This window comes from Pseudomonas fluorescens, from assembly GCF_019212185.1.
Classification (GTDB): domain Bacteria; phylum Pseudomonadota; class Gammaproteobacteria; order Pseudomonadales; family Pseudomonadaceae; genus Aquipseudomonas.
On the sequence record NZ_CP078138.1, the window covers coordinates 6199427 to 6211856 of the forward strand.

16 protein-coding genes are annotated in these 12430 nt (G+C 54.0%); 6 read left to right on the forward strand and 10 right to left on the reverse strand.

The genetic code is table 11. From position 1 onward, the window contains the following. Positions 1-893: 893 nt before the first annotated feature. Genes KW062_RS29095 through KW062_RS28060 form a run of 3 tightly spaced genes read right to left on the reverse strand, consistent with a single transcriptional unit; the run spans position 894 to position 2194 of the window. Entirely contained in the window at positions 894-1283 is a 390-nt protein-coding gene (locus tag KW062_RS29095) for a hypothetical protein (protein ID WP_105753638.1), read from the reverse strand. A 2-nt stretch (positions 1284-1285) separates the two neighbouring features. After that, on the reverse strand, positions 1286-1756 hold the full coding sequence (locus tag KW062_RS28055) for a hypothetical protein (protein ID WP_105753637.1): 471 nt from the start codon (positions 1754-1756) through the stop codon (positions 1286-1288). Positions 1757-1798: 42 nt separating this feature from the next. Then, positions 1799-2194: a DUF6957 family protein gene (locus KW062_RS28060; RefSeq protein WP_105753636.1), complete on the reverse strand. Its 396-nt coding sequence runs from the start codon at positions 2192-2194 to the stop codon at positions 1799-1801. Positions 2195-2351: 157 nt separating this feature from the next. On the opposite strand from KW062_RS28060, the gene KW062_RS28065 reads away from it, so the two are divergent. Together KW062_RS28065 and KW062_RS28070 are read left to right on the forward strand one after the other, a co-directional pair. Then, entirely contained in the window at positions 2352-2807 is a 456-nt protein-coding gene (locus KW062_RS28065; RefSeq protein WP_105753635.1) for a helix-turn-helix domain-containing protein, read from the forward strand. 379 nt (positions 2808-3186) lie between these two features. Then, positions 3187-3432, forward strand: a complete 246-nt coding sequence (locus tag KW062_RS28070) for an FAD-dependent oxidoreductase (RefSeq protein WP_256351158.1) — start codon at positions 3187-3189, stop codon at positions 3430-3432. A gap of 141 nt (positions 3433-3573) precedes the next feature. Here the strand turns inward: KW062_RS28070 and KW062_RS28075 are convergent, their stop codons facing one another. From KW062_RS28075 to KW062_RS28090, 4 genes are all read right to left on the reverse strand, one after another. After that, the gene (locus tag KW062_RS28075; RefSeq protein WP_105753634.1) at positions 3574-4440 is read right to left on the reverse strand and encodes an isocitrate lyase/PEP mutase family protein; all 867 of its coding nucleotides are present in this window, start codon (positions 4438-4440) and stop codon (positions 3574-3576) included. Between the two features lie 134 nt (positions 4441-4574). Further along, the gene (ttdB, locus tag KW062_RS28080; RefSeq protein ID WP_046815804.1) at positions 4575-5183 is read right to left on the reverse strand and encodes a L(+)-tartrate dehydratase subunit beta; all 609 of its coding nucleotides are present in this window, start codon (positions 5181-5183) and stop codon (positions 4575-4577) included. Then, positions 5180-6079, reverse strand: a complete 900-nt coding sequence (ttdA, locus tag KW062_RS28085) for a L(+)-tartrate dehydratase subunit alpha (RefSeq protein ID WP_080956980.1) — start codon at positions 6077-6079, stop codon at positions 5180-5182. The genes ttdB and ttdA overlap by 4 nt, the downstream gene beginning before the upstream one ends. 19 nt (positions 6080-6098) lie before the next feature. Beyond that, the gene (locus KW062_RS28090) at positions 6099-7427 is read right to left on the reverse strand and encodes a dicarboxylate/amino acid:cation symporter (RefSeq protein WP_046815806.1); all 1329 of its coding nucleotides are present in this window, start codon (positions 7425-7427) and stop codon (positions 6099-6101) included. Between the two features lie 188 nt (positions 7428-7615). Here KW062_RS28090 and KW062_RS28095 point away from each other — a divergent pair, with 188 nt between their 5' ends. Then, entirely contained in the window at positions 7616-8530 is a 915-nt protein-coding gene (locus KW062_RS28095) for a LysR family transcriptional regulator (RefSeq protein WP_046815807.1), read from the forward strand. A 421-nt stretch (positions 8531-8951) separates the two neighbouring features. Here KW062_RS28095 and KW062_RS28100 read toward each other — a convergent pair whose 3' ends face one another. Next, on the reverse strand, positions 8952-9419 hold the full coding sequence (locus tag KW062_RS28100; RefSeq protein ID WP_046815808.1) for a helix-turn-helix domain-containing protein: 468 nt from the start codon (positions 9417-9419) through the stop codon (positions 8952-8954). 330 nt (positions 9420-9749) lie between these two features. On the opposite strand from KW062_RS28100, the gene KW062_RS28105 reads away from it, so the two are divergent. From KW062_RS28105 to KW062_RS29100, 3 genes are all read left to right on the forward strand, one after another. Then, a complete protein-coding gene (locus tag KW062_RS28105) occupies positions 9750-10358 on the forward strand; it encodes a hypothetical protein (RefSeq protein WP_146118199.1) in 609 nt (202 codons plus the stop codon). Between the two features lie 246 nt (positions 10359-10604). Continuing rightward, entirely contained in the window at positions 10605-11012 is a 408-nt protein-coding gene (locus KW062_RS28110; protein ID WP_105753633.1) for a hypothetical protein, read from the forward strand. A gap of 13 nt (positions 11013-11025) precedes the next feature. Next, a complete protein-coding gene (locus KW062_RS29100) occupies positions 11026-11232 on the forward strand; it encodes a hypothetical protein (protein ID WP_105753632.1) in 207 nt (68 codons plus the stop codon). Positions 11233-11247: 15 nt separating this feature from the next. Here KW062_RS29100 and KW062_RS28115 read toward each other — a convergent pair whose 3' ends face one another. Together KW062_RS28115 and KW062_RS28120 are read right to left on the reverse strand one after the other, a co-directional pair. Continuing rightward, on the reverse strand, positions 11248-11682 hold the full coding sequence (locus KW062_RS28115) for a hypothetical protein (RefSeq protein WP_105753631.1): 435 nt from the start codon (positions 11680-11682) through the stop codon (positions 11248-11250). Further along, entirely contained in the window at positions 11682-12170 is a 489-nt protein-coding gene (locus KW062_RS28120; protein ID WP_371321462.1) for a hypothetical protein, read from the reverse strand. The genes KW062_RS28115 and KW062_RS28120 overlap by 1 nt, the downstream gene beginning before the upstream one ends. Positions 12171-12430 lie beyond the last annotated feature (260 nt).

Genomic DNA, 12430 nt, shown 5'->3' on the forward strand with positions numbered 1-12430 from the left:
GACCAGCAAACCAGCCTGATTTCCAAAGTGAAAAACAGGTAGGCACAGGCAAAGCTGCTTTTCTTTTGAGTTCAAAATATACATCTCCGGTTTTTAAAAATGGTTTCAAGGGAGAACATTTTATATGGTCGCAAAACCGACACAAATGTCGCCTGAATATAAATATTCCACATACTCAACCGGTGCAGCCGACCAGCCAGAGCAATCAGTGCGCGGAGCTCCCGACTTGGGCTGGAGTGTCTGCCCTCCCTGGAGCGTGGCATCCAGTTAAGGCACTTATATATGATTGGGACGCAAGCCAGTCAGCCTGCAGTCTTCGAGCCACCGCTGCCGTCATGAGTCGCGCACAGTGTGCTTACCCATGCACCGCCGAGCTGCTTTCCAGGCGCTCCGCAGTATGAGCAGGTTTTCGTCGAAAGTTTGATCGCTACGTCTACTGCGCACCTGCAGTAGGCATCGCCCCCGTCATAGAAAAAATGCAGCTCTCCAAATTTGGATTTGATCTGCGCGACGGTTAAAGGGGTGACCTCTGGATGTCGCCTCAGGTAGACCTGAAGAATATCGCAGAGAGCAATTAGGAGGTTCCTCCACCCATGATCGCAATAAATCTCGTCAACTGCTGGGTCTACATATGCGAGTAGCGCTCTCGAAACTCCTCAATGTCGATCTCAGGCAGGGACTCGGTGTGCTGATCCATAGTGTCCGGACTCATCAGTGGTTGAAAGCCGCCGCATGAGCTTAGCAATGAAGATCGCAAGCCGAGCGCGCCAGCTTTAGATGGGCGAGAGGCCTGAGGGTGAAAGCCCGCCAGGGCCAAAATCCGGCTCGTCCAGGGCTTGGTTCACGACACCCTTCCCCGAAGGCGGGGCAAGCCCAAAACAAGGATCAAGATGCTACTGGAGGCGATCAGGCGTTGGCATATATCTGTCGCCCGCAATACGCATGAACTCTCGCAGGCTACGCCGTCCAACATCACGCCTGAACGTCGCAATGACGTACTTGGAGTTGACAGTGGTGAGTACCCAGAACCTACCTTCCTTCTTCACAGATTGAATATCCGACGTCCGGATCAGACGGCCATCCGCAAGTCGCTGATGTGGCCCAGGGCAAAGGTGACCAAAGACGACGCCGACTGCACTGCACGAGTGGATATGTACGTTCACGAGATAAGCGGTGATCAGGCCTTCGTAGTCTTGGTTCACAGCCCTAGCAATGCGAAGAAGGTCAAAGTCTGAGTAGCGCTTCACGTGCAAATCGACCGCGACGGTGTTGATCTCTGACATGGTTACACAGTCCCAAATACGGAAGGTTCTTGGGTGGTTGCAACACTGCGGCGATACAGCTCCTTCAACCCAACGAGGGAGTCAATATCGAGGTCACGCTGGTGAGTATTGACGTACACATCACCACTCTCGACCTGCAGAACGCAGATCGGTACTTCCACCTGATTGAACCCCATGGACAAGGAGGTCAGCTTTTCCATTTTCCAGCTCGAACCTTTGTTCATCCAGGCTGGGGTGACGACCTGGACTTCCTTAATGACCATGCTTTCGTCTTGGGAGATCAGTAGCTCCACGAGGCGAGGCTCATCGCTGACCATCTCCTCATAAGCCATGAATCTTTCATCGTGCCGGCGCTTGAGACTGACGTGATACCAATGCGTTGCGAGAGATCGTGACACGGCGTGAAAATGAGCGAGACCGTCCCCAAACATTCCCACCGGGCCAGCCTGGTCTTGCATGCTAATCCTGAACATCATGTATCTCGTTTGAAGCAGGCCCGCTCAGCGCACCTGCAATTAACATAAGCCGAATATTGTCTTCAGCGAGGCCTTCATCTCGCGTCCCTGACCCACCAGCACATAGATCGTGTTTCGCGTCTCGAACAGGCAAACGCCATCGAATGATTTGCATAGGGTCGAGCGCACCCACCCTCCAGGTGGGAACCGTCCGTGCCCGTCGTAGATGACGCAATGCGAGTACATGAACATCGGCTCAAGGCCTATTGCACGAACTCGGGCAAGCGACTCAGCAGGTTCGTCCACGTGGAAGATGAGCCAATCTTCGACTGTGCAGTACGCCTTGCGGGGAAAGCGCTCTGCCACTAATGCCTCTATCTCGCCTTGGGATAGCGACGTACCAGCTGACGAAATCCAGCCTTCCTGCAGCAGCTCGTGCTCAGGAGAATTAGCCATAAATTGTTAGCCCTCACGACGACAACAAAAAACCAGGCGTTGCGCATCCACAAAATGGCAGGGCAACACGCCTTAAATCCCATGCAAATGATTATATGCATTTGTGTGGGATCCATCAAACGCGGCATACCGTCTCTTTTTTGGAGAGGTGGGCTGGATGTCCTTGCGTAAGGCGTATGCGGCAACGCTACAGTGGCTGAGGGTTCGACGTGGCTTATCGCAAGCAGACCTCCGACATCAGGCTGATCAAGCTCACATCAGCCGTTTGGAGGCAGCTACGACGTCAGCAACAATTGATCTCAGTGCTGACCTGGCTCAGGCGCTAGGCTTAACTCCCCTGTCGCTCCTCACTCTGGTGGCAGCTGCCGATGAAGGCAAGACCGCACGCTCAGTATTGAATGACACCTTAATAGAACTCATGCAGTTGGGAGTTCTTGACGCAGCGCTACCTGCCGAACCCCAAAAGATCACTACACCACAGAGAATCGCTGCCGCAGGAAGGCTCAAAGCGGTACGCGAACTCAAGGCAGCAGGCCTTTCCCAGGCTGAGATCTGCCGGCAGTTAGAGTTGCCCAAAAGCACTGTTGGGCGCCTTTGGCACATTGATGGTTGAGAAAGCCTGCTCACCTGCTACTGAATTTCGTTGTGCGGTTGCTTTTCGATACGTCCGGGTACGATTCGTTGTCACTAAGCAGTAGACCTGCTGCATTGCTCACTGAATCTGATCATTTACGTCCGACACATCGCTGCTGGAAGGCCGAGTCTTTCAATAACTAAAAAGTCCGCACATGGTCAGCGGCCCAGCGTGGAGAAAGGAAACCTTCACTTCCTAGAGGGTGTCTATCTCACAACACCCGTAACACAAACACGCCGACCTCTTTTCGAGAGCGTGATAGGTCTCAGGCGCACACATACGCGGGAATTGGCCGTAGCCGAAGCGAGAACTCGTAGGCTTTGAAGAGAGCGAGGTCACTTCAAAAGTCACGGCAGCTATCAGCTCACCCGAGACATTAAGTGGTGCACCCATCGCCGAGTACAAACCAGAGCAACTTGTCCGAGGCAACCTGGCGATTCTCGGTGACGCTGCCCATGTTATCTGGCCTATGACAGGTCGAGGTCTTTTGACTGGAATGGAAGACGCGTCAATATTGGCACAGCTACTGGAAACCCGTAATCCAAAAGACTCGTTTGCATCAGTGCTGAGTAGTTACGAGCAAGCACGACTGCCCTTCATTTAGGGCCGGGTAATCCATTCTATGAGCATCAGTACAGGGTATCGCAGGCTTGCTGTAGTAGAGAGGAAGAGAGTTGAACACGACAGGCCAGGCATTCCTCCCACTTCCCAATCGTAAAGAGCCTCACGCAAACGGAATGAATGGTTATCCCGTCACGCTCATGAATTCTTCTGCCCAAGTGATGTATTCATTCGGAGAGGTGTATCGGTGGGACAACTCCGAGGGAGTCAGATTGTCCTTGTCGGCAATCTCACGCTGTGCCCGTAAGCTATCGTAGGTTGCTTTGATCGCAGCAAAACAAGCAGCATGCCCGTTCACCACAATGCGCACGCCAAGTTGGCTGAGGCGTTGCTGGTCGCGCAATGCGGCATTGCCGTAGGTAACCAGCATCAGCGGTATCCGCAGACCCTCGGCAATCGCTTCGAGATGCTCGAAGTCCCGCACGCCAACCAAACAAATTCCATCAGCCCCCGCATCTTGATAGGCCCCAATACGCTTGATGACTTCGGTGAGCGGTTGCGCGCTGGCGTGGGTACGAGCGATCAGGGCCAATTCAGCATCTTGACGAGCTCGCTGAGCGGCTCGCAGTTTGCCGATGCCTTCCTCTATGCTAATAAGAGAAAAGGCTGGGCCTCCGAATGGAGCTGGCAGGAGAGTATCTTCCAAGGTCAATGCAGCAATGCCGACGCGCTCCAGCTCCGTTACGGTACGCATGACGTTAAGGGCGTTGCCGTACCCGTGATCGGCATCGGCAATCACTGGCAGCTGGGCGACCCGACCGATACGCCTTGCCTGCTCAACAAATTCGCTCAACGTGATCAGCGCGATATCGGGGGCACCAAGCACATGCAGCGAGGCAACCGAACCGCCAAGGATACCGACCTCAAAGCCGAGATCGGCAGCTATACGGGCTGACAGAGGATCGAAGACGGAGGCGGTTGTGAGTGACTTCTGGCCGGCAAGGAGGGCTCGGAAAATTTTGCGCAGTTCGTGAGGACTGGTTTTATGCATGGCAATCTCTGTAGTTTACATTGAGGTACGCCGTGCAACTACCTGGAGGGCAATGCGCTCGTCGTTGCGACGGCGGTGCAAACTGTCGGGCGAGTGCCAGGCCAAAGCGTGATCGCTATGGCCGGGCAACTGGTTCACTTAATGAAGCGCACCTGACTGTTGATCTTCTCGATCACCGCGCCTTTACGTTCGTTGAAGCGCAGTTTGTTTTGCTCGAACAAATTGTTGCCCTTGGTATCGATGGAGATGATCAGCGGGCCGAATTCGCGTACTCGGTTCACCCATAGAGTCTCCGGCATACCAAGGTCTTGCCATTCCGCTCGAACAATTTCCTCGACCTGAGTCGCCGCCAGTACCGCGCAGCCGCCGGGGAAAACAGCATGCACCGCTTTGTTCTCCAGGCAGCCTGTGGTCGTTTCCGGCCCCATCCCGCCCTTACCAACGATCAACTTTACGCCGGTTTGCTCAATAAACTCTTTCTCGAACTTTTCCATCCGCATGCTGGTGGTCGGGCCGATGGAGACCATCTCGAAACTGCCATCGTCTTTTTTGCGAACAATTGGCCCCGCGTGGAAGATCGCCCCACCACGCAGATCTACCGGCAACTCGCGCTTGAGCTCGATCAAGCGGCGGTGCGCGACGTCACGGCAGGTCACCAACTGGCCGGTCAGGTAAACCACATCGCCAACGTTCAGGTCAGCCAGATCCTCGTCCTTGATTGGCGTATTCAGTATCTTCTTCACAGAACTACTCCTTCATGGGAGAGGATGTCGTAGGACAAGTCGGCGTTGATTCGGATCTTGCCGCGACGGTGGGCCCAGCAACCAGTGGATACGGCCACACCGATGGTCGAAGGGTGGCGCGCCGAAGACTCGATGTTTACCCCCATTACGCTACTGTTGCCGGTCAAACCCTGCGGGCCAATACCGATTTCATTGAGGCCATCCTCCAGCAGCTTCTCCATCATCGCAGCGCTTTCGTTCGGATGGCTGGAGTCCACTGGACGCAGGATCGCCAGCTTAGATAGACGCGCGGCGGTTTCCACCGAGGTGGACACGCCCACGCCGACCAACAGTGGTGGGCAAGCATTGATACCCCGCGAGGTGATCACATCGAAGACGAACTCGGTCACGCCTTCATAGCCTTGGCCGGGCATCAGAACCTTGGCCGAGCCTGGCAAGGTGCAACCGCCGCCAGCCATGTACACATCAATGATCGCGTGGTCGGCGTCAGGAATGATTTGCCAGTCCAACCATGGAATCTTCGAACCAGTATTGGTACCGGTGTTTTTCTCGATAAAGGTCTCCACGGCGTTATGACGCAGGGGGCCCTTAATAGTCGCCTCCTTTGTCGCATTCTCCAGGATGCCCTCCAGGTCACTCAGTAGTGGGAACTGGGCTCCAGCAGAGATGAAATACTGAATCACACCAGTGTCCTGGCAGCTGGGACGATTCAGCTTGTCGGCGTACTCCTGGTTGTCAGCCATCGAGTCGTAGACAGCAATGGCCAACGGATTAGTTTCCGCTGCCCGCAACTTCGCAGTCTTCTCCTTCACGTCCTTTGGCAAGCGCTTGCCGATGTACGCGGTGAACTTCGCCATCACGTCGGTTAGTGATTCAACAGCTGCTTCTTTATCCACGATTACTCTCCTAACTGCATCACAAGGCTGATTTGACCGGACTAGACATATTGAGCGGCGATGCTTCCTGTACCTGGTTTTGCTCAGGCACGATCCCGCCGTCTAATACGAAGTCCACTCTTTTCTTATCGAGAGCACCAACCCACTTGGCGATTGCCATGGTGCCGACTGCGTTACCGATGGTGTTGGTGATGGCCCGTGCTTCGGACATGAAGCGGTCGACGCCCAGCAGGAGCACCATGCCGGCTACCGGAATGTTGTCCATCGTTGCCAGAGTGGCAGCCAACGTGATGAAACCCGAGCCTGTCACGCCCGCCGAGCCCTTGGAGGTCAGTAACAGGACGCCCAGAACGATCAACTGATCCATTAAAGTCAATGGGGTGTTTGTAGCCTGAGCAATGAAAATGGCCGCCATGGTGTAGTAGATGCACTGACCATCAGGGTTGAAGGTCAAGCCGGACGGGATAACCAGGCCTACTACCGGCTTGGATACACCAACTCTCTCAAGCTTGGTCATCAACTGCGGTACCACCGACTCCGAGGAACTGGTGCCCAGTACGGTGAACAGTTCTTCCTTTATGTACTTGAGAAACTTCCAGAGACTAAAGCCCGACAAGCGCGAGATGAAACCGAGAATGATCACCACGAACAGGAAGCAGGTGATGTACATGGTCGCCATCAGTTTACCGAGCGAAACGATGGAGCCTAGACCGTACTTGCCGACAGTGAAGGCCATCGCGCCACATGCAGCCAACGGAGCGACTCGCATGATCATGCCGACGATGTGGAACATGCCGTGGGAAAAGGCTTCAAGCACATCGACTACGGGTTTACCGCGTGGGCCAAGATGGGACAGCGCGATGCCGAAGAGGGTTGAGAAAAGCAGGATCGGCAGAATCTGGTTCTTCGCGAAGGCGTCAGTAATGCTGGCCGGGATCACACTCATCAGGAAGTCGGTGAATCCGCCCGAGTTGCTTGCAGCGGAGGTGTAGGTAGAAATGCTCGCAATGTCGAGTGTGGAAGGATCGACGTTCATTCCCTCGCCAGGCTTCACGAGATTCACCACAATTAGGCCCAGCACCAGCGCGAAGGTGGACAGAATTTCAAAGTAGATAAGGGCCCGTACCCCGACTCTACCGAGCTCTTTCATGTTCTCCATTTTGGCGATGCCGAGCACCACCGTGGCAAAAATGATCGGTGCGAACACCATCTTGATGAGTTTGATGAAGGCGTCGCCCAAGGGTTTGAGGTCGATGCCGATCTGGGGCCAAAAAACACCGAGCAGGATGCCGACGGTAACGCCGATCAAAACCTGGACGTAGAGCTTCCCAAGGTATCGCATAGCCATTTATCTCCGCTTTATTTTTGTGAGTCGGATTTTTTATTGGCATCTGCGGGCTCTATCCATAGCTAGGAACGGCTACGTGGCAGTAGAGAGCGCAGGTGTGTCATAGGTAATCACCCCTATAAATTAATGGTTTTTTCAGAAAGGTGTAATACACTGAAATTAACTACATTGTTTACTTTGAGTTAATTATGAGTCCTATATCGGAGCTGGCTTTTTTCACTCTGCTTATGAGGGTCGGAAGCCTGGCAGCTGCTGCCCGCGAGATGAACCTGACACCACCAGCTGTCTCCAAACGGCTCAACCTTCTGGAAAGCCGGCTCGGGGTTCGATTGCTCAATCGCACCACTCGTAGCATTAGCCTTACAGCGGAGGGCGAACTCTATTTGATGAGCGCTCAACGGATCCTCGACGAAATTAACGAAATGGAACGCCAGGTTTCCAGCAGCCGTGCCGAACCGAAAGGCCTGCTGCGCGTGAATGCGCCTTTGGGCTTTGGCCGTACCCATGTTGGGCCTGCAATCTCGTCATTCGCTAAGCGCTATCGCGATATCGAAGTGCAGCTGCACCTAACCGACCGCCCGATCAACCTGCCGGATGACGCTATTGACGTCGCCATTCGCTTTGGTGAACTTCCCGACTCGCGATTGATTGCCCGCAAGATTGCAACGAATCGGCGGCGACTGTGCGCTACCCCGGCTTATTTGGAGGCCTTTGGTTATCCGGAAAAGCCTAAAGACTTGGCGCAGCACTCATGCATTGTGTTGCGCCAGAATGACGCGGCGTTTGGTAGTTGGCGGTTCAACCGTGGCAAGTTGACCGAAACAGTCAAGGTCGGGGGAAGCCTTAGCACCAATGATGGTGAGGTGGCACTCAAGTGGGCTCTTGACAGTCATGGCATTCTGATGCGCGCTGAGTGGAACCTCGCGGGACACTTGCGCTCTGGGCGTTTGGTGGAGGTGCTGAGTGATTACGAAACTCCGTCTGCGGATATCTATGCGGTGTACCTGGAGCGGCTCAATCTATCTGCTAAAGTGTCGTTCTTTATCGAGCACCTGCGCGAGTTTTTTCGGAGCAAGTCTGACAGTTCAGAGGCATGGCCATAGAGCCATCTTTTGTAATGGTCAGGCGGTGGATTATGGGCGGGGTCTCAATCCTAGCCTGCTGTCAGCACCATAGACATTTAACGATTGTGCTGAAGAAATCAGAAAGATTCGTTGTGCCATAACCCAATAAAAGATGCCTTCAGATTGGTGTTAATTCTCAAGAGATCTATTGCGCCTTCAACTTTAGTAGACATTATTACCCGCGACCGGGGCGCGCAGGCCTATACCGAGTTTCATTCGTCGATGGAAATAACCAGAGCAAGCGGAGCGCGCAGGCCAGAAAGGCCGGAGGCGCGAGGATGGAAGCCCAAAGGGCCATGACTTGGCGTTAGCCATGGCATGGTTTACGACAGCCGACCCGATAGGGCGCGCCATAAACCGCGATTTGATTAGATTGCAGGATTGCTGATGTTCTGCAGACTTATGTATTCCAATATTTTTGGACTGTGCTTCTGGCAATGCCTAGCTTTTCAGCGATTGTTTTCCTGTCGAAACCTTGCGCTTTCAAGGCTCGAATGTATTCCGCATTAAGCGGCTGCTTAGGCTTTCCCTGGGAGCGCTTGATGAGCTTTCCATCACTGAATTGCTCCTCTACCAACTGCCACCCTCCGGACATCTCGAATTCCCTGATTTGCAAGGCAGTACGTTGCAAAACCTCCGAAGGGAGTTCCTCACCTTGGGCCGCTATGGCTAGGGTGACCATGGTCAGCAGATCGAGACCGAGGTGGTCAGCGATTTCATCGAGCTTCTCCAACGTCGGATTCGCTCGTGCCTGCTCCAGCATACCGACATACGTCCTATGGGTTGCCCCTGCCAGTTCGTCGTAGTTCAGCCCCTGGTGGGCTCGAGCTCCGCGCAATGCCCCTGCCAGCGCTTCTTTCAGATGCATGAGTCGGATCCTCAAAAGCGAGGATAGAGCCATGCGATGTGCATTCCGATAAACAGAGCATACTGATATTATCGTGGCGCACAGCCAAATTGCATGTCTCTGCTCGGGCACTGCTAGGTCGGGTTTGCCTGATGGGGGTGGAGCACAGGAGGGCTTTAGTGTTTGTGGGCGCGGAGACAGAACGACGCCTCTGTTCACATCGAAGACTAAGGAGCGGAAGCGATAGGCGAGTTGGATGAACTAAGACTCGGAGCTGTGTTTCCTGAGTGTTTCAGCACCGACAGCAAAAGCCCGATGTGATTTAGGCGACTCTGAGTGCCCTGCGCATTCATGTTGCCTGCAGTAATGCACGGAGTAATTTTTCTAATAGGAGATTTAGAAAATATGTTTGTAGATTGTCTAAAAATGTCTGGGAACCTTGAAGATATTCGTGTCTTCAAGCAAAACAGTGACGATATTGAAGTTATTATGAAGATTGACGGCGTCGTAATTCCTAACATAATCGTCCCTATTTCCCTTTTCGAGGAGATTGAGAAAGGACGGCACTGGGAGTTTTATGGCATCTTCAAAAAGTCAAAGGATAAAGTGAAGAACAAAGGGATAATTTACGCGATTAAGCCAGCTGGCGGCAGTATCAAGTCCGTAACAAAACTCCGCTTCACTGTGCCGGGAATGATGGCCTTCGGTGCAATCCTCGCTTATGCACTTACTTATATTCTCACCTGGGCTGTAGCCATCATGCCGATGGCCGCTAAAGCCGATAATATTCCCGAAGCATTCGGACATATACACGACTTGGCTTTGCTCGTTGCGATGCTTCCTGTCCTGTTCTTCTTGAGTTGCGCCGTGAATTTCATACGTAAAACTGGGAATCTCGAAGCGTGGCCTGCTACTGCGCCAAGTGTCGTCATTGAGCGATTCAGTAAACTCCATAAATAATGCAGCATGTGGCGCATAGGTGCCACTTGTATGTGCTTCAAGGACGCGTTGGTTTGCCCTCCACCCCATCTGCAGCGCCAGTAGTGGGTGCGAGCGGAGCGCGCAAGCCGGCACGGCTGAAGGCGTGAGGATGAAAGCCCGTAGGGCCGAAACGTGGCTTGCCACGGTTCGGTTCACGACAGCCCTCCGCCAGCGGCGGCACGCCACTACCGCAGCCCAGCCTCAACCGACCTGAAAGAGACTGAAATGACCCACGATGAACTCCGAAAGCTTGAGCGCACTAGGCGGAGAGCGCTATGGGAGATTGCCAGATTCCTTCCAGGTGACCCCGAGGCAGCTGACGCCTTAGCCATCCTTGATGACCTCGACGACCAGCAGCGAAGCGGCACGCCTACAATGGGTGAGTCACTCGAACTCAATGAAGTTCGTGCCTCTGTCCCGGTGCAGCATCACAACTGCGGCATCGATATCGTCTTGGAAATAACCATTCCTCAGCCATGGAGGGAGCGTTTCCAGCAGGCGAGCATCGGTTCGACACGGGTGGTCGAAGGGCCTTACGCCACGGACTGGGATAAATTCCTGGCTAGGTGGGAAGCAGAGATGCGGCACCTGGAGCAGCATAGAGCCGTGAGAAAAAAACCTGGAACAGATTGAGGGGGCTACAGGCATGGTAGAAGACGACGATGACACTGTGTATTGCGACATTCAGATGCCATTGGCCCAAGGAAGAGAGCTGCTGGAGTTAGTGAACGCGTTGCGAGAATCGAAAGCACATCCTCGTCTCGATAAAGTCTTCGAGCACATGCAATACGAACTCAGTACCTCAATCGATATCATTGAGAACCCGCCAACTTGGGGGCCTTGGTGCCAGTGAGCCGAACTACGCCGCTTACAACCCCAGATCAGCCTCAACCTTCATACCGCGAAGCTTTCTAGGAAGGGCATTCGGCGGGCACCACTCAAGTGCTTTGGAGATGCACAGATGCCAGATCTCAACCTGGACATAAAGGACATCATCAGACGTGTCCAGAGGCATCAACCCACGCGGCTTCAGCACCTGCTTAAGAACGTTGATGACGCCCCGAGGGTAACGACCGCGCCCTTGAGCATCTGAAACTGCGGCGTACCGGAAGCGACCGGCATCGCGATAGCCATCAGCGACCATTTTCAGCCGTTTTCGTAGTTCCTTTTTGCTCATTCTAGGCGCGACTGTCCACCAGATGAGTTCCACCTCTTCTAGATCCACTCCCTCTGGAGGGATGTCACCGTAATCTTCGTACTGCTCAAGCGGAACCGGACGAGCCTTTCTGTTTTGTAGGGACATCAAAGCGCTGCGTCCCAGGCATCCATCGCCTCAGCCACAGTCGCGTACCAGTCGAGCTCACTGTTTTGTAGGGCGCAAGCGACCTGCCTGTTTGTACTGCCGTCGACCCAAGGCGGAAGACTCTCCGTCCCCTCAGAGAACAAGCCGGCTGCCGCGACAGCGAATCGACCTGTGCTCACGCACTTCAGGCACGTGTAACGCACAGCTGCACCGCTGGGTAACCGACGCCAGGCAACCACCTCAATACAGTCCAGGACGCCCTGTCGAGCCTCTACAAGCGAATCCGACTCCTGTGCCACCTCAGAGTCAGTGATTACTTTCAACGGTGCGCTGGGGGCTACTGGCTTGCGAACCAAATGCTTGAGCTGCTCACGTGATGCGATTATCTGCTCGCGAATCTCTTCGGGATCGATGGACATGCCACCTCGGTCGGTCACTGAAAGGGTCTTCAGCTTGTTCGCAGTAGCGATGAAGTCACGCTCTCGCATTTTCTCCCAGTCGGGGCGGCGGTCGGGGCTGATGAGGTTCCAAAGGCTTGTGAGGAGCTTCAAGGCATTACCTACACTGAGGAAGTGACTGCAGTAGCTGCGATTATACGGCAGCCTCCGATTGTACTTCACACGCCATCACAGCAGCATGCATTCCAACCAACCATCCTGATGAACCCAAAATGGACGCCGCTCTCCGGCAAAGAGCATCCGACAAAATGCCAGGCGTTGGTTATCGGAGATCTCTCGTTGAGCGAACG

Coding starts and splice junctions, on each gene's coding strand:
- KW062_RS29095 (WP_105753638.1), bottom strand. CDS start 1,283: ATGTCAGAGATCAACACCGTCGCGGTCGATTTGCACGTGAAGCGCTAC.
- KW062_RS28055 (WP_105753637.1), bottom strand. CDS start 1,756: ATGTTCAGGATTAGCATGCAAGACCAGGCTGGCCCGGTGGGAATGTTT.
- KW062_RS28060 (WP_105753636.1), bottom strand. CDS start 2,194: ATGGCTAATTCTCCTGAGCACGAGCTGCTGCAGGAAGGCTGGATTTCG.
- KW062_RS28065 (WP_105753635.1), top strand. CDS start 2,352: ATGTCCTTGCGTAAGGCGTATGCGGCAACGCTACAGTGGCTGAGGGTT.
- KW062_RS28075 (WP_105753634.1), bottom strand. CDS start 4,440: ATGCATAAAACCAGTCCTCACGAACTGCGCAAAATTTTCCGAGCCCTC.
- KW062_RS28090 (WP_046815806.1), bottom strand. CDS start 7,427: ATGGCTATGCGATACCTTGGGAAGCTCTACGTCCAGGTTTTGATCGGC.
- KW062_RS28095 (WP_046815807.1), top strand. CDS start 7,616: ATGAGTCCTATATCGGAGCTGGCTTTTTTCACTCTGCTTATGAGGGTC.
- KW062_RS28100 (WP_046815808.1), bottom strand. CDS start 9,419: ATGCATCTGAAAGAAGCGCTGGCAGGGGCATTGCGCGGAGCTCGAGCC.
- KW062_RS28105 (WP_146118199.1), top strand. CDS start 9,750: ATGTTGCCTGCAGTAATGCACGGAGTAATTTTTCTAATAGGAGATTTA.
- KW062_RS28110 (WP_105753633.1), top strand. CDS start 10,605: ATGACCCACGATGAACTCCGAAAGCTTGAGCGCACTAGGCGGAGAGCG.
- KW062_RS29100 (WP_105753632.1), top strand. CDS start 11,026: ATGGTAGAAGACGACGATGACACTGTGTATTGCGACATTCAGATGCCA.
- KW062_RS28115 (WP_105753631.1), bottom strand. CDS start 11,682: ATGTCCCTACAAAACAGAAAGGCTCGTCCGGTTCCGCTTGAGCAGTAC.
- KW062_RS28120 (WP_371321462.1), bottom strand. CDS start 12,170: ATGCGAGAGCGTGACTTCATCGCTACTGCGAACAAGCTGAAGACCCTT.